At 44.6% G+C, this 20,557-nt stretch carries 17 protein-coding genes; 7 read left to right on the top strand and 10 right to left on the bottom strand.

The genetic code is table 11. The features are described 5' to 3' along the window. The first annotated feature begins 1 nt into the window (after position 1). Positions 2-1,252: a carboxynorspermidine synthase gene (locus OCV24_RS08650; RefSeq protein ID WP_150877906.1), complete on the top strand. Its 1,251-nt coding sequence runs from the start codon at positions 2-4 to the stop codon at positions 1,250-1,252. A gap of 172 nt (positions 1,253-1,424) precedes the next feature. Next, the gene (nspC, locus tag OCV24_RS08645) at positions 1,425-2,558 is read left to right on the top strand and encodes a carboxynorspermidine decarboxylase (RefSeq protein WP_102507486.1); all 1,134 of its coding nucleotides are present in this window, start codon (positions 1,425-1,427) and stop codon (positions 2,556-2,558) included. A 109-nt stretch (positions 2,559-2,667) separates the two neighbouring features. On the opposite strand, the gene OCV24_RS08640 is transcribed toward nspC, so the two are convergent. Together OCV24_RS08640 and OCV24_RS08635 are read right to left on the bottom strand one after the other, a co-directional pair. Then, positions 2,668-3,180, bottom strand: coding sequence for a glycine cleavage system protein R (locus tag OCV24_RS08640; RefSeq protein WP_017055124.1), 513 nt, complete (start codon positions 3,178-3,180; stop codon positions 2,668-2,670). Between the two features lie 273 nt (positions 3,181-3,453). Continuing rightward, the gene (locus OCV24_RS08635; RefSeq protein ID WP_029626788.1) at positions 3,454-4,365 is read right to left on the bottom strand and encodes a DUF3943 domain-containing protein; all 912 of its coding nucleotides are present in this window, start codon (positions 4,363-4,365) and stop codon (positions 3,454-3,456) included. 207 nt (positions 4,366-4,572) lie between these two features. Between OCV24_RS08635 and OCV24_RS08630 the strand changes: the two genes are divergently transcribed. After that, entirely contained in the window at positions 4,573-5,811 is a 1,239-nt protein-coding gene (locus tag OCV24_RS08630) for a CinA family nicotinamide mononucleotide deamidase-related protein (RefSeq protein ID WP_137025577.1), read from the top strand. A 161-nt stretch (positions 5,812-5,972) separates the two neighbouring features. Here the strand turns inward: OCV24_RS08630 and OCV24_RS08625 are convergent, their stop codons facing one another. Genes OCV24_RS08625 through OCV24_RS08615 form a run of 3 tightly spaced genes read right to left on the bottom strand, consistent with a single transcriptional unit; the run spans position 5,973 to position 9,890 of the window. After that, a complete protein-coding gene (locus OCV24_RS08625; RefSeq protein ID WP_150877908.1) occupies positions 5,973-6,818 on the bottom strand; it encodes a dimethyl sulfoxide reductase anchor subunit family protein in 846 nt (281 codons plus the stop codon). Position 6,819: 1 nt separating this feature from the next. Beyond that, on the bottom strand, positions 6,820-7,440 hold the full coding sequence (locus OCV24_RS08620) for a DMSO/selenate family reductase complex B subunit (RefSeq protein ID WP_004733360.1): 621 nt from the start codon (positions 7,438-7,440) through the stop codon (positions 6,820-6,822). An 11-nt stretch (positions 7,441-7,451) separates the two neighbouring features. Then, a complete protein-coding gene (locus tag OCV24_RS08615) occupies positions 7,452-9,890 on the bottom strand; it encodes a DmsA/YnfE/YnfF family dimethyl sulfoxide reductase (protein WP_150877910.1) in 2,439 nt (812 codons plus the stop codon). Between the two features lie 198 nt (positions 9,891-10,088). On the opposite strand from OCV24_RS08615, the gene OCV24_RS08610 reads away from it, so the two are divergent. Next, positions 10,089-10,655, top strand: coding sequence for a TorD/DmsD family molecular chaperone (locus OCV24_RS08610; protein WP_150877912.1), 567 nt, complete (start codon positions 10,089-10,091; stop codon positions 10,653-10,655). Then, complete coding sequence (gene napF / locus OCV24_RS08605; protein WP_102507479.1) at positions 10,655-11,170, top strand: ferredoxin-type protein NapF; 516 nt, start codon at positions 10,655-10,657, stop codon at positions 11,168-11,170. Before OCV24_RS08610 ends, napF begins: the two co-directional genes overlap by 1 nt. A 172-nt stretch (positions 11,171-11,342) precedes the next feature. On the opposite strand, the gene yfaE is transcribed toward napF, so the two are convergent. The 4 genes from yfaE to ubiG all read right to left on the bottom strand — a co-directional run bounded on the left by yfaE (position 11,343) and on the right by ubiG (position 16,357). Continuing rightward, complete coding sequence (gene yfaE / locus OCV24_RS08600; protein ID WP_010438115.1) at positions 11,343-11,621, bottom strand: class I ribonucleotide reductase maintenance protein YfaE; 279 nt, start codon at positions 11,619-11,621, stop codon at positions 11,343-11,345. Then, positions 11,621-12,754 (bottom strand): class Ia ribonucleoside-diphosphate reductase subunit beta, encoded by a 1,134-nt coding sequence (gene nrdB / locus OCV24_RS08595; protein ID WP_102507478.1) that lies wholly within the window; start codon positions 12,752-12,754, stop codon positions 11,621-11,623. Before nrdB ends, yfaE begins: the two co-directional genes overlap by 1 nt. A gap of 101 nt (positions 12,755-12,855) precedes the next feature. Further along, positions 12,856-15,138 carry a class 1a ribonucleoside-diphosphate reductase subunit alpha gene (nrdA, locus tag OCV24_RS08590; RefSeq protein ID WP_046222810.1) on the bottom strand — a complete coding sequence of 761 codons (2,283 nt, stop codon included), beginning with the start codon at positions 15,136-15,138 and terminating at the stop codon, positions 12,856-12,858. A 508-nt stretch (positions 15,139-15,646) separates the two neighbouring features. Then, positions 15,647-16,357: a bifunctional 2-polyprenyl-6-hydroxyphenol methylase/3-demethylubiquinol 3-O-methyltransferase UbiG gene (gene ubiG, locus OCV24_RS08585; RefSeq protein ID WP_136997002.1), complete on the bottom strand. Its 711-nt coding sequence runs from the start codon at positions 16,355-16,357 to the stop codon at positions 15,647-15,649. A gap of 292 nt (positions 16,358-16,649) precedes the next feature. Between ubiG and gyrA the strand changes: the two genes are divergently transcribed. Then, positions 16,650-19,310 (top strand): DNA gyrase subunit A, encoded by a 2,661-nt coding sequence (gene gyrA, locus OCV24_RS08580; RefSeq protein ID WP_046222811.1) that lies wholly within the window; start codon positions 16,650-16,652, stop codon positions 19,308-19,310. Between the two features lie 174 nt (positions 19,311-19,484). Next, complete coding sequence (locus OCV24_RS08575; protein ID WP_150877914.1) at positions 19,485-20,114, top strand: TPR domain-containing protein; 630 nt, start codon at positions 19,485-19,487, stop codon at positions 20,112-20,114. Between the two features lie 51 nt (positions 20,115-20,165). Here OCV24_RS08575 and OCV24_RS08570 read toward each other — a convergent pair whose 3' ends face one another. Beyond that, a complete protein-coding gene (locus OCV24_RS08570) occupies positions 20,166-20,510 on the bottom strand; it encodes a rhodanese-like domain-containing protein (protein ID WP_077680269.1) in 345 nt (114 codons plus the stop codon). Positions 20,511-20,557: the final 47 nt, after the last annotated feature.

Genomic DNA, 20,557 nt, shown 5'->3' with positions numbered 1-20,557 from the left:
TATGGCTATTCTACAAATTGGTGCAGGCGGCGTTGGTTGGGTTGTTGCACATAAAGCAGCACAAAATAACGAAGTACTGGGTGATATCACAATCGCTTCTCGCACAATCGCGAAGTGTGAAAAAATCATCGAATCTATCAAGGGCAAAAACAACCTTAAAGATTCAACTAAAAAACTAGAAGCTCGCGCAGTAAATGCTGACGATGTTGATGAACTTGTTGCTCTGATTAACGAAGTGAAACCAGACCTAGTAATCAACGCTGGTCCTCCTTGGGTAAACATGGCGATCATGGAAGCGTGTTACCAAGCAAAAGTATCTTACCTAGATACATCGGTAGCGGTTGACCTATGTTCTGAAGGCCAACAAGTACCACAAGCTTACGATTGGCAGTGGGGCTACCGTGAGAAGTTCGCAGAAGCGGGCATCACAGGTATTCTTGGCGCGGGTTTCGATCCTGGTGTGGTTTCTGTATTTGCAGCGCACGCGGTTAAGCACTTGTTTGATGAGATCGATACGATCGATGTAATGGACGTAAACGCAGGCGACCACGGTAAGAAGTTTGCGACAAACTTTGACCCAGAAACCAACATGCTTGAGATCCAAGGCGATTCTTTCTACTGGGAAAATGAAGAGTGGAAACAAGTACCTTGCCACTCTCGTATGCTTGAATTTGAATTCCCTAACTGTGGCTCTCACAAGGTGTACTCAATGGCACACGATGAAGTACGTTCAATGAAAGAGTTCATCCCAGCTAAGCGTATCGAATTCTGGATGGGCTTCGGCGATGCTTACCTGAACTACTTCAACTGCATGCGTGATATCGGCCTTCTTAGCCCTGATCCGCTAACACTGCACGATGGCACTGTGGTTCAGCCTCTACATGTTCTTAAAGCACTACTGCCAGACCCAACATCTCTAGCTCCGGGTTACACAGGTTTAACGTGTATCGGTACTTGGGTTCAAGGTAAGAAAGACGGTAAAGAGCGCAGCGTGTTCATCTACAATAACGCGGACCACGAAGTGGCTTACGAAGACGTAGAGCACCAAGCTATCTCTTACACAACAGGTGTTCCAGCGATTACCGCTGCACTTCAGTTCTTCCGCGGCGAATGGGCTGATAAAGGCGTGTTCAACATGGAACAGCTAAACCCAGACCCGTTCCTAGCAACGATGCCTGAAATCGGTCTAGACTGGCACGTTCAAGAGCTAGAGCCTACAGCTGGTCTACCTCTAATCCATACTTTGAAGTAATTTGTTGCTCTTTGCCCTCATCGCGTTGTCCTAGCGACAAGGTCAAAGCTCTGCGAATTCCATTCAAAGTCATATGATTGACGAGAACGTATAATTACAAGCCGATGCTGTTGCGTCGGCTTTGTTCGATTATCATGTGCCTTCGTGAACTCGAGGGCCGCAAGGTATTAACATGCAAAACAACGAACTAAAAACGCCTTATTTCATGATCAATGAAGACAAGTTGATTGCGAACTTAGAGAAAGCCAAGCAGCTGAAAGAGATTTCAGGTGTGAAGTTGGTATTGGCACTGAAGTGTTTCTCGACATGGGGTGTGTTTGACATCATCAAACCTTATCTCGATGGCACGACAAGCTCTGGCCCATACGAAGTGAAGCTTGGCCACGAAACCTTTGGTGGTGAGACGCACGCTTACAGTGTCGGTTACAGCGAAGATGACGTGAGAGAAGTAGCTGACATCTGCGACAAGATGATTTTCAACTCTCAAAGCCAGCTTGCTGCTTACCGCCATATTGTTGAAGGTAAAGCTTCACTGGGTTTACGTTTAAATCCGGGTGTGAGCTACGCAGGACAAGATTTGGCAAACCCAGCGCGCCAATTCTCGCGTTTGGGCGTACAAGCTGACCATATCAAGCCAGAGACCTTCGATGAGATTGATGGTGTGATGTTCCACATGAACTGTGAGAACAAAGATGCTGATGCATTTATCGGCCTACTTGATTCAATCTCCGAACAGTTTGGTGAGCACTTAGATAAGTTGGACTGGGTGAGCATGGGCGGAGGTGTGTTCTTCACATGGCCGGGCTATGACATCGAAAAACTGGGTCTTGCGCTGAAAGCCTTCTCTGAAAAACACGGTGTGCAGATGTACCTTGAGCCGGGTGAAGCGATCATCACTAAAACAACCGACCTAGTTGTGACAGTGGTTGATATCGTTGAGAACGTGAAGAAAACAGCGATTGTGGACTCAGCGACTGAGGCACACCGCCTTGATACGCTTATTTACAATGAACCAGCATCGGTGCTAGAAGCCTCAGAAACAGGTAGTCACGACTATGTGATTGGTTCATGTTCATGTCTGGCGGGCGATCAGTTCTGCGAAACGAGCTTTGATGAGCCACTTAAGATTGGCCAAAAGCTTCACCTGTTGGACAGTGCGGGCTACACCATGGTGAAACTGAACTGGTTCAATGGCCTGAAGATGCCATCGATCTATTGCGAGCGTAGCAACGGAGAAGTTCAAAAGCTGAATGAGTTTGGCTATGAAGACTTCAAACGTTCATTGTCACAATGGTCGGTTAAATAACGATCCTTAGACTCAGAACAACAAATAGAGCAGCCAATGAGCAGCTCTATTTTGTTTTTAGGTGTCCGTTAATCAGAAAACAGAATATAAAATTGAGAGCGACTACCAGTTAACCTTCAATTATCACTCGAGTATCTTCGCTAAGCGTTTCTAGCTCATTCACTACGTCTTCGATCTGAACTTCGATTGGCAGCTTAACCGCTATCTTGGAAGTAAACAGGCTTGAGCTCACACCGCCGCCACCAGCGATAAAGACTCGGTGGCAGTCCATATCTAGAATGCTGATTCCTTGTCTATCCAAGACATGGGTTACTTCGTTGACGATACCTGCTCTGTCGTTCGAGTCGAGTCTAAGGTGGTGTATCGTGTCTTGGACATTGTGTGCATGGTCTGAATCGACAAATTGCACGATGAGATCCGGATTAGCGCTGAAGGCTTCTTTAACAATCGATTCGTTGATGGCTGGAAGTTCAACCTTGAGTACACCCGCGACTTGGTCTTCAATAAAATTCACTTTACTGATGAGCCATTTTCCGTCGTTTTCGTGAGTAACCGCAGCAAGTTGCTTGATTGTTGCTGGTGATGCTTTTCCGATAAAGTTTACGATAAATGTACTGTTCATATCAGCCCCTAAAGTTTCAATTATTCTTTGCCAATTAAATGTTTGATATCACGCGATAAAGTTCTTTAATTTCAGTGTAGAAGGTTACATCGAACAATGTTTGACCTGTGTCAATTTTTGAAACTAAGCTGCGATACAAAAAAGAGAATGAAGGCTAGGGCACAAAAAAGCGGCTAAAGAGCCGCTTTGTAAAAGAGTTGTCGCTGTTATTTGTGATTCAGAATCTTAGCAAGCAACTGAGTAAACGGCTTAGCAAGTAACACGGATACTGGTTCAAAACGTTACCTTGAAGTTCATACCAACAAACTGTGAGTCGTATGGTGCGCCAGCATCGTAAGCGAATTTAGCGGCATCTTGGTTGTCCCACCAAGGGTTAGTATTCAGGTTAACTTCTGCGTCGCCGCCCCAAGCGTCACTTACCCAGTAATGGATATGGCCAACAGGGTTTAGGAAAAATAGAGACACATCACCCATGGTTTGAGAACCCATCACTTCACCACCTGAAGCAACGATGTTTTGTTCTGCTTCTAACATCATTTCACCAACAACCGCACCAAAGAATGGTGTGATGAAGAGATCTTGCCATGAAGGTACTTCAGCAAACGCTTCTACACCGTATTCCCAGAAGAATGTCGACATAGTCCAAGAGTATAGGAAAGACTCAAACTCATCGTACCCCGCGTGTCGAGCTGCAGTGTAGTAAACACCACCAAAATAAGGGTGCATTACATAGTTTAAGAAGTGTTCATCACGGTCCCATACTGGACCAGCAGAAACATTATCCTTCCACTTCTGACCTAGTGCACTAATATCGCGTTGGTCATCGTCCCACTTAGTAATACTTTCAGGTAATAGGGTCATTAGGCCAACGGTTGCGACACTCAAACCAAGAATAGTGTAGGTTTGACCCATAAGGTAATCCCAATCTTTACCATCGCTGACAGTCAGATAAAGTGGTTGCTTGTCGATCGTTAAATCGTACTGATCGCTTGACTCGTTTAATGCATAATTCTTACTTGGCTTGTAGGTGTACAAGCTTTCACTAACACAGTAATCTTGAGCACATTCATCCGAGTAAGAAAGGTTGATTGGCTGTTCGAAGTCATATTGGCTTGCAGCCGAGTTAACTGACATTAACATTGATAATACAGCTGTAACCTTTGCTAGTGACGGCGATTTGGACACAAGGGTCTCCACGAGAAGTTAAAAATTGATCAGAGTCACAATTATCTATTAAATGCCTGATTTAGGGAACTAATACTTTATTACTTTTCTCATAAGAATCTTAGTTCAGACATGGTCAATACTTATGAAAGGTGAAATGTATCAAATTCAACCATAGACTAGTTTGTAAATAATACAGTGTCTTTTTATGACAACAAGGGAAGTAATATGACGAAAATCGCAATGTTAAGTACAGGTGAAGAAGTTCTTCATGGAGACATTGTCGACACAAACGCGGCCTGGATGTCTGCTGAGTTTTATCAGCACGGTTTTGCTCTTGCGAAACGTTCCACTGTGGGTGACCAAATGAATGCTCTGGTTGAAGAACTGCTGATGCTGAGCTTTAACTATGATGTGGTTATCGTCAATGGTGGTTTAGGGCCGACAACCGACGACATGAGCGCCGCCGCCGCTGCAACTGCTTCCGAGCAGGACTTAATTATGTTCCCTGAGTGGTTGACTCGTATGGAAAAAATGTTCTCTGGACGCGGTATGCCGATGCCTGACAGCAACCTTAAACAAGCCTTGTTGCCAGCAAGCGCTGAGATTGTCGATAACCCAGTTGGCACTGCGTGTGGCTTTAAGCTGAAGATTAACGATGCGACGTTCTATTTCACGCCGGGTGTGCCGAGTGAATTCAAGCGCATGGTGACGTTTGAGATTCTTCCTGACTTGTCGCGTACCTACCCTCAAGTGGTTGCCTCTGAATGCAGTCGACTGTTTACGTTTGGTTTGTCTGAGTCTGGTATCTCTGATGTTTTGGACCAATTAAAGCTGCCAGAAGGTTATGAGTTGGGTTATCGCTCTTATCTGCCATTCATTGAGGTTAAACTGTTTGGCCCTAAGGCAGACTTAGAAACTCGCGTTAAGCTTCTGCAAATGGTTTACAAGCTGCTAGAGAGTAATGTCGTGAGTGTCGATGAGCCGATGATTGACCATATTGGACACATCATGGCGGAAAAAAAGAAGACGTTATCTGTGTCTGAAGTGTCGACCAAAGGTTCACTGTCAGCGTGGCTGCAATTGAATGAGCAGGTCGAAGATTGCTTCGGACATTCGTGGGTGATGGCTGAGCCCAAAGAGAGCGAACTTGAAAAGAGCGATCCATTGGCCGCAACCTTTGCTCTGGCCGGAGCAACAAGAGATAAATGCGGAACTGAATTGGCTTTGGTGACGGGTAAGTTGGAAGGCAACACATTCAGCGTTGCATTGTCGACTGAAGTAGGCGAGTGGGGGCAGGTACTTGAGTTTTATCGTCAGTACTCGCGAGAAGACCAACGCAACGTGATTAAGACAGTCGCCGCCGATATGCTGAGAAGGCATTTAGACAATAAACCGATGTTTGGTACTTATTCTTCGGTTAAGCGATTGAAAGACATGTTTATTCCAGCGGCTATCATTAAGTAGCTATGTAAGCGAACTCGCTAAGTCTGTACTGAAAACGCTAGAAAAAACGCAATAAAAAGGCCCAACATCTAAATAGGTGTTGGGCCTTTTGTTTATCTAGCCTTCTAGATAACCAAACAAGCAGCGATGTTTACACGCAACTCATGTCTGTAAGAACTCGATTACAAACCGCTTGTCATATGTAGGCTGTAGAACAAACCACGGCCGATTAACTCTGAAGCCAAGAACAATACTAGTGCTAAGCCAAGGTTAACTGGATTCACTTTTGCTTTGTTCAGCATAGGTAGAATCCAAACCAGTAAGCTTGCCATCAGTAATGCAACTTGAAGAATCGCATAGCTGCCTAAACCGTCAACCAACTCAGATGCTTTTGCTGCTGAAGTTTGGATGTCACCGATTAGGTTCAGTTTGCCTACTGTCACAAGCAAGCTGATAGCAACAGCGATAACAGCCAGCATGGTGATGTTACAGTCAACCGTAAAGCGGCTGTCGTTTGCGAATACAATAACGAACTGAGATAGCAGCAATCCACCCACAACCATCGTCATGATGAAGCTCAGTGGTGTGTAGATGTTGTCCCACGTAGGTACTGTGTTGATCATGTATACATTGATCATCGCGTACATGAAGATAACACCCAGTACCATCGCGCCAACCATCAGTGCTTTCTGGATAGCTACGCCACCTTTCTTAAGCACAGACAATAGCCATTGCAGGCCACCGACAGCGAAGAATGCTGCACCGAAGAACACTTCGTTAGACAACCAAGCAGAGCCTAGTTGGTTAAAGGCATTAAACGCGCGCAGTGGAGAACCAAGGTGCGTTGTCGAGAACATGAAGCCAAGCCCCATTAGTGCCCATAGAATGAACATTGGAACCTTGTAGCTGTTCAGCTTCTCTTCGTCATGACCAAGTACCAGTGCACGTGCGCCAATCAGTAAGTAACCACCAACCGCAGTTTGCGCCAGCACAGTAAAGAAGATTAAAGACCACTCATGAAAAATCATCTTACACCTCCTTCGGGTTTGCTAGGTGACCACTGGTATCGCCAGTCGGCTTCGCGTTTTTGTTCAGCTTAATCACGATGTTCGGTAGCGTTTCTGTTGAAGATGGCAATGGCGCCACATCCGCACCGGAGCCGTACTTTTCGCGAAGTGTATTGATTTCACCAAACTCCAATGCACGAAGTGGGCAAGACTCAACACAGATAGGCTGTTTGCCTTCAGAAACACGTTGGTAACAACCATCGCATTTGGTCATGTGACCTTTCTTAGCATTGTATTGTGGTGCGCCGTAAGGGCACGCATTGCTACAGTGCTGACAACCAATACATACGCTCTCATCAACCACAACCAAACCGTCTTCATCACGTTTGTGCATCGCGCCCGAAGGACACACTTTCACACACGCTGGGTTAGTACAGTGGTTACAAGCGATAGAAAGGTAGTAAGAAAAGACATCTTTCTGAACCCAGGTATCACCATCTTGAGTGAAGCCACCACCTGCGTATTCGTATACGCGACGGTAGTTCGTTTTGATGTCTAGATCGTTATAATCTTTACAAGCAAGCTGACAGGTTTTACAACCCGTGCATTTACTTGAATCAATGTAAAAGCCGTATTGTTTCATTCCAACCTACCTTATGCTTTGTTTAGCGTTTTGATTTGAACTAGGTTTGTATGCTGAGGGTTACCCTTAGCAAGTGGGCTCGGGCGCTGAGTCGTCAGCACGTTAATAGAGCCTGCATGGTCGATCTTCTGACCATCTGGTGCGTACCATGCACCTTCGCCTAGTGCGACAACTCGAGGAAGAATCCTTGGTGTCACTTTCGCTGGAATATGTACTTCGCCACGGTCGTTGAAAATACTCACCATGTCGCCGCTTTCAATACCACGTTCTTTTGCATCGATTGGGTTGATCCACAACTCTTGCGGTGCGGCTGCTTTGATTTCTGCAACGTTGCCGTAAGTTGAGTGAGTACGAGCCTTGTAGTGGAAACCGGTTAGCTGAAGTGGGTACTTCTCTGCTAGTGGATCGTTATGACCTTCAAAAGAGTCCGCGTAAACCGGAAGTGGGTGAATCACTTCGTCTTCTTTCAGCTTCCAAGTCTTCGCGATATCAGCCAGTTGCTCTGAGTAGATCTCAATCTTGCCACTTGGTGTAGTCAGTGGGTTCGCTTCAGGATCTTTGCGGAAGTCTTCGTAAGCGATGTAGTGGTGGTCGTAGCTACGTTTGTAGATACCTAGATCTTTCATCTCTTCGAAGGTTGGCAGTGTTGGATCGTTCTTACGAGTTTCAGCGTAAAGATGCTCAATCCATTGATCTTGAGTTCGGCCTTCTGTGAACTCTTTTTCGACGCCCATACGCTTAGCCAACTGAGAGCACATTTCATAGATAGATTTCGCTTCGAATTGAGGTTCGATCGCTTTCTGCGCGTAGATGAAGTAAGGCATATTCGCTGCTTTACCATCCATACACCAGTCGTCTTGCTCAGACGTTGTTAAGTCTGGCAGGATGATATCGGCGTATTTCGCTGAAGAAGTCATATGGTTATCAACCACGACAATCATTTCACACGCACTTTCATCTTGAAGAATCGCGTGAGTCTTGTTGATGTCTGAGTGTTGGTTAATGATGCAGTTACCTGCGTAGTTCCAGATCATCTTGATTGGGTTTTTAAGGCGCTCTGCACCGCGAACACCATCAGTGATGTCGGTCATTTCATGGTGACGGTAAATCGCGTCTGTCCACATGAACATTGAAATAGACGTTTCAACTGGGTTTGGCACAGTAGGGAAGCGCACAAACGGAATGTTGATGTCACTCTCACGAGCACCTGTAGAACCGCCTGATACACCCACAGAACCGGTGAGCAGTGACAGCATTGCGATTGCACGACAAGCTAGCTCACCGTTCGCAGTACGTTGCAGGCCCCAGCCTTGGTGGATTGCGCACGGTTTTGCTGTGCCCATTTCGCGGCCAAGCTTGACGATAGTATCAACCGGAATACCGGTGATCTTAGAAGCCCATTCTGGTGTCTTCTCTACGCCATCTTCACCTAAACCTAGGATGTAAGATTTGTAGTCGCTGTTTTTAGGCGCTGATGCAGGCAGAGTTTTTTCGTCATAACCGACGCAGTATTTGTCTAGGAACGGTTGGTCGACAAGGTCTTCCGTGATCATCACGTGTGCAAGACCCGCTACCAATGCCGCATCCGTAGAAGGACGAATTGGAATCCATTGATCTTCACGACCACCGGCAGTATCGGTGTAGCGAGGGTCGATGATGATCGTTCTTGCGTTCGATTTGTTTTTGCTTTCTACGTAGTGGTGGATCAGACCACCGCCAGACATACGTGTCTCGGCAGGGTTGTTACCAAATTGGATATTAAGCTTGGTGTTCTCTAGGTCAGAGAAAGAGTTGTTGTTCGCCCAACCACCGTAGGTGTAGCTCAAGCCTTTCGTGATTTGCGCTGTTGAGTAGTCACCGTAATGGTTTAGGTAACCACCACTCAGGTTCATTAGACGAGCAATCAGCGTTTGAGCTGGTGGCCAAGATTTAGTAACCGTACCGCCAAGCGTACCTGTACCGTAGTTTAGGTAGATAGTGTCGTTACCGTAGTCTTTGATAAGGCGTTGCATGGTGCCGGCGACTTCATCATAAGCCTCTTCCCAGCTAATACGCTTAAACTTACCTTCACCACGTTCACCTACACGTTTCATTGGGTATTTTAGGCGATCTGGGTTGTAAACACGGCGGCGCATAGAGCGACCACGTAGACACGCACGAACTTGGTGATGACCGTATTCGTCAGTACCTGTGTTGTCTGTTTCTACGTATTTGATCTCACCGTTTTGTACATGCATACGTAACGGGCAGCGAGAGCCACAGTTTACTGTGCATGCACTCCATACGATTTTCTCACCCACATTCTCAGCAACCGCAGCCGCTACTGGTTTGGATTTGAAAGGTAAAGCGATACCGCCCGCAAGTGCGGCTGCACTACCTACTGCAGAAGAAGCTTTCATGAAGCCTCTTCGAGTAAGATTCATTACCCCAGATTCTTTTTTATTCGTCATTCTAAGATGCCTTTTGCTATTGATGACTAGCACTTTATAGGTAGTTTGTTATTTGTGTTTTTATTTCGGATTGTTGATTGACTGGCATCAAATAAGAGCGAAATTTAAATCTTATTAATCGAATGTATAAAATAGATCAAAGAATTAAATCGCCTTATTTATATAATTATCTTTAAACCTACAACGGTATAAATAATAATGATTATCGATACGCATAAATTATTGGGTTCGCTATTTTATCAAGCGACAAGTAAAGAGCAGTTGGTCACCATTGTTGAAGCTTTGGTTGAGAGCGAAGTGCTCTCTGAAGAATGCTTACAGGCATTGAGAGGCGAAGACGAAGATGCGCTCGCAGCAGAGTTCAGCCGCCTGTTTGAAGGCGTTGGAGACATGCCAGCTCCGCCTTGGGGTTCTGTGTACCTAGATAAAGACCGCGTTGTGTTCGGCGCTTCTACGGTTGAGTATCGCCAGTTTTTAGAATTGAATCAGATTGAATTAGACACGGGGTTAAGAGAGCCAGAAGATCAATTTGGTTTAATGTTATTCGCCCATACGTATTTGTTAGAAAACAATAATATCGATTCAGCCCGTGAATTGCTGGAGTGTCACTTATTACCTTGGTCTTCTACTTATTTAGATAAATTAAATACATCATCAGATTTATCATTTTATAAGAAGCTATCAAGTGATGTAATAAATTGGCTTAATAAATTAACATCTGAATATAATTTAAATGTTGCTACTAAAAAGTTATATATCGACTAATGTCTGAACAAATAAACTCAAATAGGCGCGGTTTCTTAACTCGACTTTCTAAACCGGTTAAAGCAGCCGCGAATTATGAAGAGGTATCACAGCGCTTGCACGCAAGGCCGCCAAGAGCGGTCGATGAGGTGCTGTTTGAGCGTCTTTGCGACGGTTGCGAGCTGTGTGAGCAAGCGTGTCCGAATAGCGTTATTGGGATGCTAGAGGGCAGTGCGCTGCTGAATTTGGATTACAACAGTTGTTCTATGTGTAACAAATGCACTGAAGTGTGTCCGACTGGCGCACTTCATCCAACAGTCACGCCTTATATCGACCTCAAGCCTAGCTTTGCTGATAGCTGTAATAACTACATGCAAATGGACTGTTCAGCATGCCAAGCTGCTTGTTCAGCAAGTGCGATTCAAATCGAAGCAGGGGAGTTGCCTACAGTGGACAAAGATAAGTGTAACGGCTGTGGAGAGTGCCGAAGCGCTTGTTATATTGGCTCTGTGACTCTTAACCTGACTCAGCAATAAACGTTTGGCTTTGTATGACGCAAGCCAACAGGAAGACTTTGGCTGAGTGATGTATGAGTTGTTTCAGATATCTAAATACATAAATAGAAAAGGGTCCGCATTCCTAAAGGAAGCGGACCCTTTTTAATTCTTATTGAAGATATTCGAACAAAGCGACCTAAAGCCAGTTGGCTTATGCGCGTTTTTGCTTGTTTCTATGAATAACGTTACTCAGCGATAGCTCAGTCTTTGCTTTACAGATACAAGGCAATATTTCATTACCTTGCGTGTAAGCCATAGCAAAACCAACGTACTCGACCTCTCCAGAATCCAACGTGCAACGGCAAGCGCCACAGTGGCCATCTCGGCAGTTGTATTCTGGCTCTAACCCCGCTTGTTCCATTGTTTCCAATAGAGTGTTTGAAGGGTTAGATTCAATAGAAGTCAGCTTGTTGATTTTGATTGTTGGCATTACAGCTCAAACCCTTCAAAGTCGTCAGCTTTTACTTCGTTGTCGATTTGGCCAACTAGGTAAGAACTGATTTCTGCTTCTTGTGGAGCAACTTGAACGTTATCTGAAGACAACCAAGCATTGATCCATGGAATTGGGTTCGACGTTGCTGCTGGGTAAGCGGTACCTAGACCAACAGCCTGCATGCGGATATTGGTAATGTACTCAACGTATTGGCAAAGAATGTCTTTGTTCAGACCTATCATAGAGCCATCTTTGAATAGGTATTCTGCCCACTCTTTCTCTTGCTCGGCTGCTTCTTTGAATAGGTCAAAACACTCTTGCTTGCACTCTTCAGCGATTTGCATGAATGCGAAGTCGTCTTGACCGTTACGTAGCAAGTTGATCATGTGCTGAGTACCAGTTAGGTGAAGCGCTTCATCACGAGCGATTAGCTTGATGATTTTAGCGTTACCTTCCATTAGCTCACGCTCAGCGAATGCAAATGAACATGCAAAGCTCACGTAGAAACGGATTGCTTCTAGTGCGTTTACAGACATTAGGCATAGGTAAAGTTTCTTCTTCAGGTCATGAAGTGAAATCTTAACGTCTTCGCCGTTGATGCTGTGGTTGCCTTCGCCGTAGCGATGGTAGTCTGCCGTTAGCTTGATCAAATCGTCGTAGTAAAACGCGATGTCTTTCGCACGCTTCAGAATCTCTTCGTTTTCAACGATGTCGTCGAATACTACGCCTGGATCATTCACGATGTTACGGATGATGTGCGTGTAAGAACGAGAGTGAATCGTTTCAGAGAAAGACCAAGTTTCAATCCAAGTTTCCACTTCTGGTAGAGATACCAATGGAAGCAGGGCAACGTTAGGGCTGCGGCCTTGGATAGAATCTAGAAGCGTTTGGTACTTCAAGTTAGAGATGAAGATGTGCTTTTCATGATCAGGTAGCTTGTTGTAGTCGATACGGTCGCTAGACACGTCTACTTCTTCTGGACGCCAGAAGAAAGAAAGCTGCTTCTCGATAAGCTTTTCGAAGATCTCGAATTTTTGTTGGTCATAACGTGCAACGTTTACCGACTGACCTAAGAACATTGGTTCTTTTAGTTGATCATTTTTTTTCTGAGAAAAAGTACTGTAAGCCATAAATGCCTCAAATCCTTTAAAGATCCGTAATAAAACGGACCCTGTTAATGCTTTAAACCCAGAGAAGATAACTTCTCTGGGGTCTTAATGTTTATTGCAGTTTATATCTTACAACCGCCGCCTTCACAATCTTCTTCCGGCACTTGAACTGCATCGCCTTGGTCGTCTTTAGCACCATCACGAGTGTTATGGTAGTAAAGCGTCTTAACACCGTACTTGTACGCTGTTAGTAGGTCTTGAAGCAGTTGCTTCATTGGTACTTTACCGCTGCCGTAAATACTTGGATCATAGTTAGTGTTTGCAGAGATAGCTTGGTCAACGAATTTTTGCATGATACCTACTAAGTGCAGGTAACCATCGTTAGAACCAATGTTCCAAAGCAGCTCGTAGTTCTCTTTAAGATTTAGGAAATCAGGAACTACTTGCTTCAGGATGCCATCTTTCGATGCTTTCACTGAGACATAGCCACGTGGTGGCTCGATACCGTTAGTTGCGTTCGAGATTTGAGACGATGTCTCAGAAGGCATAAGTGCTGTTAGCGTAGAGTTACGCAGACCGTGCTCCATGATCTCTTCACGTAGAGAATCCCAATCGTAGTGCAATGGCTCTTCACATACTAAGTCGATATCCTTTTTGTAAGTATCGATTGGCAGTAGGCCTTTCGCGTAGTTGGTCTCGTGGAAAGATGGGCAACGACCTTGCTCTTTCGCTAAGTCAACAGATGCTTTTAGCAAGTGGTATTGAATTGCTTCAAATGTGCGGTGAGTCAGGCCATTTGCACTGCCGTCAGAGTACTTAACACCATTTTTAGCTAGGTAGTATGCGTAGTTGATTACACCCACACCTAAAGTACGGCGGTTCATTGTTGACTTGTATGCAGCTGGAAGCGGGTAGTCTTGGTAATCAAGGAGCGCATCTAGGGCACGAACAACCAATTCAGAAAGCTCTGCTAGGTCATCAAGCTCGTTGATTGCACCAAGGTTGAATGCTGAAAGCGTACATAATGCAATTTCGCCTTCGTTATCTTCTACGTTAGAAAGCGGCTTAGTTGGTAGCGCGATTTCTAAACATAGGTTCGATTGACGAACTGGTGCTACCTCAGAATCAAACGGGCTGTGTGTATTACAGTGGTCAACGTTCTGAATGTAGATACGACCAGTAGAAGCACGCTCTTGCATTAGCAGAGAGAATAGCTCAACGGCTTTGACTGTTTCGCGTTTTACTGAAGGATCGTTTTCATACTTAACGTATAGCTCTTCAAAACGGTCTTGATTTTCGAAGAACGCATCGTAAAGGCCTGGTACGTCTGACGGAGAGAATAGGCTGATGTTGCCACCTTGCACAAGTCGAGAGTACATAAGCTTGTTCAGCTGCACACCGTAGTCCATATGACGAACACGATTCTCTTCAACACCGCGGTTGTTTTTCAGTACTAATAGAGACTGAACTTCACCGTGCCATAGTGGGTAGAACACAGTTGCTGCACCACCACGAACACCACCTTGAGAACAACATTTCACTGCTGTTTGGAAGTATTTGTAGAAAGGGATACAGCCAGTGTGGAACGCTTCACCATTGCGGATCTCAGAACCAATCGCACGAATACGACCTGCGTTAATACCAATACCAGCACGTTGCGACACGTAACGAACAATTGAGCTTGCTGTTGCGTTGATTGAATCTAGGCTGTCACCACATTCGATCAGTACACAAGAACTGAATTGACGAGTAGGTGTGCGTACACCAGACATGATCGGTGTAGGTAGAGAAATCTTAAACGTAGACGATGCGTCGTAGAAACGTTTGATGTAGTCAAGACGAGTCGATTTCGGGTATTTAGCGAATAGACACGCAGCAACTAGGATGTAAAGGAACTGAGCACTCTCGTAGATTTCTTTTGTTACGCGGTTTTGCACGAAGTATTTACCTTCAAGCTGCTTAACCGCTGCATAAGAAAAGTCTAAGTCACGTTTGTGGTCGATATACTCGTCAAGCTCGTCGAACTCAGCTTTCGTGTAGTCTTCCATTAGGTGTTTATCGTACTTACCCATATCAACCAGTTTTGCCACGTGGTCATAAAGCGCAGGCGGCTCGTATTCACCGTATGCTTTTTTACGTAGGTGGAATACTGACAGGCGTGCTGCTAGATATTGATAATCAGGAGTCTCTTCAGAGATTAAATCCGCTGCTGACTTGATGATTGTTTCATGAATGTCAGTTGTGGTGATGCCATTGTAAAACTGAATGTGAGCTTTCAATTCTACTTGTGATACAGAAACATTGTGCAAGCCTTCAGCTGCCCATGTGATCACGCGATGGATCTTCTCTAGATCGATAGTTTCTTTGCGCCCGTTACGCTTGGTAACAGTAAGTTGTTGGTTCATTCTGCTTAATTTCCCTAACAAAACTGAACAAGGCCGTGTTTTTGTGTGTTTCTGTGTAATTTTTGTAAATTACGTTCCGGCCTTGTGATCTTGGTCTACCCATACATTGTAGTTCAAACACAACATATAGGGGTCATTTGTTTGTTGGGTTACAAGATAGTGCTACATCCGATATTTTTCAAGGTAAAGAAATGGGAGTGCTTGTGGATAAGTGGTGGATTGAAAAAAAACTGTAAGTAACCACTAACTGATGAAGTTAGATGCGACTTGATTGTATAAAATTCGGTTTTTCATGATGCTTTATTTTTGCTCGCCCATAAAAAAAAATCCCTTGATCTTTGAGCAAAATAGGCGACGGATTTTAGACGATTAAATTTAAATCGAGGTGGTCAAAATGGAAGCTAGCGCACGAAATTTAGACTGAAAAAAGTCGCAAACTTATGTTAATTGCAACCTTTTTCGTGAGCCTATTTGCTAAATAATTTTACGGTTGGGGTGTCGATATTTTTTAGGCGAAATTCTGGGTGTGAACGATGTAGTTAACGTCTACATTTATCCCTAAACGGTAAGTGTCCGTCAATGGGTTGTAGTGCAGCCCTGTAATCCCTAATTCTTGCAGCGGTGTGTTATCAATCATCTTGATAAGTTCAGCAGGGCGAATGAACTTCTCGTGTTCGTGAGTGCCCTTTGGAACGATCTTTAATAGCTTCTCCGCACCAACAATTGCAAACAAGTAAGATTTGAAATTCCGGTTCAAGGTAGAAAAGAATACGTGGCCGCCAGGTTTCACTAACTTTGAACATGCGTTAATCACCGATTGTGGGTCAGGAACGTGCTCTAACATTTCCATACAAGTCACCACATCGTAAGTTTGTGGGTTTTCTTCTGCGTGGTCTTCGATTGTGCTCTGAATGTAATCTAGCTTGGTACCGGTTTCTAATGCATGCAAGCGAGCTACTTCAAGCGGCTCTTTACCCATGTCTAGACCTGTCACTACTGCGCCTTCAACGGCCATGCTTTCAGCCAAAATGCCACCGCCGCAGCCAACATCGAGTACTTTCTTGCCAAACAGGCCTTCGGTTTTCTCTAGTACATAATTTAGGCGAAGTGGGTTGATCTGATGTAATGGCTTAAACTCGCCTTCTAGATCCCACCAGCGTGATGCCATGTCTTCGAATTTCTTGATTTCTGCTGGGTCTACATTCTGTGATTTAGTCATAATCGGGCATTTCCAAGTTAAATAATGCATCCATGAAATTGCAGGCATTATAGCTTGCCTTTTCGCCTTGACCAGAAGATCTACAATTTTGCTAATTTATTGGGTGTAAAGTGACCATGTTTCAGCGAGATATGACGCGGAGGTGCAATTTCTCATCAATTGATTGGCTACAAGGGTCACAAGATGGTAAAAGGAGAGGGAAAGTGATGCCTCCGTAGGTAAATTTGTGTTATATTTTTCGGTCTTATACGTATTCAAAAATACGATCTGACTATAGAGGGAAAATGGCTCTATGAGCGATCTAGCGAAAGAGATCACGCCCGTAAATATTGAAGATGAGCTTAGAGGTTCATACCTAGACTACGCGATGTCCGTCATCGTTGGTCGTGCCCTTCCAGATGTGCGTGATGGCCTAAAGCCTGTACACCGCCGCGTTTTGTTCGCGATGAATGTACTAGGTAATGATTGGAACAAACCATATAAAAAGTCTGCTCGTGTAGTAGGTGATGTAATCGGTAAATACCACCCGCATGGTGATAGTGCGGTATACGATACGATTGTTCGTATGGCTCAACCGTTCTCACTGCGTTATATGCTAGTTGATGGCCAAGGTAACTTTGGTTCTATCGATGGCGACTCCGCGGCTGCAATGCGTTATACCGAAGTTCGTATGGCGAAAATTGCTCACGAGCTCCTGGCTGACCTTGATAAGGAAACTGTGGATTACGTACCGAACTACGATGGTACAGAGCAAATTCCAGCAGTACTTCCTACAAAAATTCCTAATCTATTGGTAAACGGTGCTTCTGGTATCGCAGTAGGTATGGCTACTAACATCCCACCACACAACCTTGGTGAAGTTGTTGATGGCTGTTTAGCATTTATCAATAATGAAGATATTACTATTGATGAGCTAATGGACTATATCCCTGGTCCTGATTTCCCGACAGCAGCACTTATCAGTGGTCGTAAAGGCATCGTTGATGCTTATAAGACTGGCCGCGGTAAAGTTTACATGCGTTCAAAAGCGAATATTGAAGTAGAAAATAATGGTAAAGAAACCATTATCGTTACTGAAATTCCTTACCAAGTAAACAAAGCTCGTTTGATCGAGAAGATAGCTGAACTGGTTAAAGATAAGAAAGTTGAAGGCATCAGCGCTCTACGTGACGAATCTGATAAAGATGGTATGCGTATTGTTATTGAATGTAAGCGTGATGCTGTAGGTGAAGTTGTTCTGAACAACCTTTACTCACAGACTCAACTGCAAACGACTTTCGGCATCAACATGGTTGCGTTGAACAACGGTCAACCACAGTTGTTCAACATCAAAGATATGCTTAAGTGCTTCGTAGACCACCGTCGCGAAGTAGTGACTCGTCGTACTATCTTTGAGCTGAAGAAAGCGCGTGACCGTGCACACATCCTTGAAGCACTGTCTCTAGCACTGGCTAACATCGATGAAATCATCGAGCTTATCCGTAACGCTCCAACACCAGCTGAAGCAAAAGCTGGCTTAGTGGCGCGCGGATGGGATCTTGGTAACGTTGCTTCCATGCTTGAACGTGCTGGTACTGATGCGGCTCGTCCTGATTGGTTGGAAGACCAATACGGCATCCGCGATGGCCAATACTTCCTAACGGAAACACAAGCACAAGCTATTCTAGAACTTCGTCTTCACCGCCTAACTGGCCTTGAGCACGAGAAGATTCTAGATGAGTACAAAGCACTTCTAGAAGAAATCGCTGAGCTAATGCATATCCTTGCAAGCACTGAGCGTTTGATGGAAGTTATCCGTGAAGAACTTGAAGCGGTACGTGAAATCTATGGCGACGAACGTCGAACAGAAATCACAACGGCAGTTCATGATATCGATATGGAAGAGCTGATTGCTCAAGAAGACGTTGTAGTAACGCTTTCTAACGCAGGTTACGTTAAGTACCAAATCCTAAGCGATTACGAATCCCAGCATCGTGGTGGTAAAGGTAAGAGTGCAACTAAGATGAAAGATGAGGATTACATTGAGCGTCTGCTTGTCGCTAATACTCATGATAACATCTTATGTTTCTCTACACGTGGTAAGACATACCGTCTGAAAGTTTACCAACTACCGTTAGCAAGCCGCACAGCTCGTGGTAAGCCTATCATTAACATTCTTCCTCTAGAAGAAGGTGAGCGTATTACGGCTATTCTGCGTGTTTCTGAGTTCTCTAGCGAGAAATTCATCTTCATGGCAACAGGCGACGGTACTGTTAAAAAGACACCTCTGGATCAATTCGCAAACGTACGTGCTAATGGCCTAATTGCTGTTAATTTACGCGACGACGATTCATTGATTGGCGTTGATATTACTAATGGTGATAGCGACATTATGCTGTTCTCTCAATCGGGCAAGGTTGTCCGCTTTAATGAGGACAAAGTACGAGCAATGGGTCGTACTGCCTCTGGTGTTCGTGGTATGAAGCTTCCAGAAAACGATCAAGTGGTTTCATTGATTGTTCCTTCAAATGAAGGCGATATCTTAACTGTGACGCAAAACGGTTACGGTAAGCGTACTGAACTAGCTGAATACCCAACGAAAGGTCGTGCAACTCAAGGTGTAGTATCTATCAAAGTCTCTGAACGTAATGGCCCGGTTGTTGGTGCGGTTCAAGTTGAAGAAGGCGATGAGATGATGATGATCACTGACGCAGGTACATTGGTACGTACTTACGTCGCGGAAGTAAGCCAAGTCGGTCGTAACACTCAAGGTGTAACACTGATTCGTACTGCTGGAGACGAGAATGTTGTAGGTCTACAACGTATCGACGAAGTAGAAGAAGCTGAGATTGTCGAAGGCGAAGCTGAAGAAGCAAATGCTGAAACTATCAACGCTGAAGTTGCAGAATCAAGTGAAGAGCAAGCATCAGATGCTTCTGACTCTGAAAGTGATAGCGAACAAGACTCTGAGTAATCTCGATTACGTTAAGTAATTAAGTTTACCATTGAAAAAACCGAGCCTAAGTGCTCGGTTTTTTATTACCTGTTATTTGTGGATAATCGTTAAATACCAATAGCTATACCTTGATCAAGTTTGCTTTGTGGTGAAAGAGGTAGAGTGAATGGGCGGATAAAAAGGGAGAGTAAAATGGATATCTGGTTACTGGCTGCTTTGTTATTGATGAGCCTGTTTTTGGTGGTGATCGTTGTTGCCGCGAACAACAATGGCAGTAATCTAAAAGGCAATGTGATGATTTCATTTACAGCAGTGGCTTTGAGTGTGCTTGTCTGGTCTCAACTGAAACAAGAGTTACCTCAACTTCCTTTGGATGATAGCAATAGTTACACAGCAACAGATTTCAAAGATGAGCTTCAGCAAAGCCTTAAGCAAGACCCAAATCAATCCGGTTTGTGGTTTAAGCTTGGTGGTGTGTATATGCAGAAAGGAGAGTTTGATGCAGCGTTCACCTGTTACGACTACGCGATTCGATTAGATCCTCAAGCACCTTCTGGGCTCTATGCGGCCAAAGCAACGGCACTTTACTATCTTAGTTCTCAAGCGATGAGCGATGACGTGAATGCGTTATTGGATCACTCAATGCAGCTTGATCCAAACGATCGGACTGCATTAATGCTGATTGCGACCGATCACTTCATTAGCATGCGCTATCAACAAGCGATTGATGCGTGGACTCAAATTCTCGATTCCAATCAAAAGGGGATTGATCGCGTTTCTATAATCCATTCGATCAACCAAGCCAAACAGATGATCCGTTAAGCTTGGCTAATTGCTAAAGTAGCGATCTTACTTAAGAGCTCATTTCGAAGACTATTGGTTTTCCTGCATTTCTATTAACCCACCTGCGTTATGGATTTGAGTAAACCCTTGAGCACGCAGGAACTGATAAGCTTGCCCTGAGCGATTACCACTGCGGCAATACAACACTATGGGTTGCTCTTTATCTATCTTAGCAAAGTGAGTAGCCACTTCAGAAAGAGGGTAGTTGATGGCGTTGTCTAGATGCCCTTGTTCGAACTCTGCAGGTGTTCTGACATCAACGACTAATGCGCCTTTCTCTATTAGTTCCCACCCCGTCTCAGCACGCTCTGATGCATGAACGCCTGAACTGAGTAGTGCAATACATAATGCCGAAAGCGAAAGTAAGATTTTCATTGTTTATTCCTTGAATTGGCGAGTGGATCGGGGGTTCGATAGTGATG

The sequence above is a fragment of the Vibrio kanaloae genome (genome assembly GCF_024347535.1).
GTDB lineage: Bacteria > Pseudomonadota > Gammaproteobacteria > Enterobacterales > Vibrionaceae > Vibrio > Vibrio kanaloae.
The sequence above is the reverse complement of the archived record's forward strand: the minus strand, read 5'-3'. Positions and strand labels throughout refer to the sequence as shown.

What these genes read in the sequence shown, in the direction of transcription:
- OCV24_RS08650 (WP_150877906.1), top strand. Translation starts at nt 2, where the DNA reads ATGGCTATTCTACAAATTGGTGCAGGCGGCGTTGGTTGGGTTGTTGCA.
- nspC (WP_102507486.1), top strand. Translation starts at nt 1,425, where the DNA reads ATGCAAAACAACGAACTAAAAACGCCTTATTTCATGATCAATGAAGAC.
- OCV24_RS08640 (WP_017055124.1), bottom strand. Translation starts at nt 3,180, where the DNA reads ATGAACAGTACATTTATCGTAAACTTTATCGGAAAAGCATCACCAGCA.
- OCV24_RS08630 (WP_137025577.1), top strand. Translation starts at nt 4,573, where the DNA reads ATGACGAAAATCGCAATGTTAAGTACAGGTGAAGAAGTTCTTCATGGA.
- OCV24_RS08625 (WP_150877908.1), bottom strand. Translation starts at nt 6,818, where the DNA reads ATGATTTTTCATGAGTGGTCTTTAATCTTCTTTACTGTGCTGGCGCAA.
- OCV24_RS08620 (WP_004733360.1), bottom strand. Translation starts at nt 7,440, where the DNA reads ATGAAACAATACGGCTTTTACATTGATTCAAGTAAATGCACGGGTTGT.
- OCV24_RS08615 (WP_150877910.1), bottom strand. Translation starts at nt 9,890, where the DNA reads ATGACGAATAAAAAAGAATCTGGGGTAATGAATCTTACTCGAAGAGGC.
- OCV24_RS08610 (WP_150877912.1), top strand. Translation starts at nt 10,089, where the DNA reads ATGATTATCGATACGCATAAATTATTGGGTTCGCTATTTTATCAAGCG.
- napF (WP_102507479.1), top strand. Translation starts at nt 10,655, where the DNA reads ATGTCTGAACAAATAAACTCAAATAGGCGCGGTTTCTTAACTCGACTT.
- yfaE (WP_010438115.1), bottom strand. Translation starts at nt 11,621, where the DNA reads ATGCCAACAATCAAAATCAACAAGCTGACTTCTATTGAATCTAACCCT.
- nrdB (WP_102507478.1), bottom strand. Translation starts at nt 12,754, where the DNA reads ATGGCTTACAGTACTTTTTCTCAGAAAAAAAATGATCAACTAAAAGAA.
- nrdA (WP_046222810.1), bottom strand. Translation starts at nt 15,138, where the DNA reads ATGAACCAACAACTTACTGTTACCAAGCGTAACGGGCGCAAAGAAACT.
- ubiG (WP_136997002.1), bottom strand. Translation starts at nt 16,357, where the DNA reads ATGACTAAATCACAGAATGTAGACCCAGCAGAAATCAAGAAATTCGAA.
- gyrA (WP_046222811.1), top strand. Translation starts at nt 16,650, where the DNA reads ATGAGCGATCTAGCGAAAGAGATCACGCCCGTAAATATTGAAGATGAG.
- OCV24_RS08575 (WP_150877914.1), top strand. Translation starts at nt 19,485, where the DNA reads ATGGATATCTGGTTACTGGCTGCTTTGTTATTGATGAGCCTGTTTTTG.
- OCV24_RS08570 (WP_077680269.1), bottom strand. Translation starts at nt 20,510, where the DNA reads ATGAAAATCTTACTTTCGCTTTCGGCATTATGTATTGCACTACTCAGT.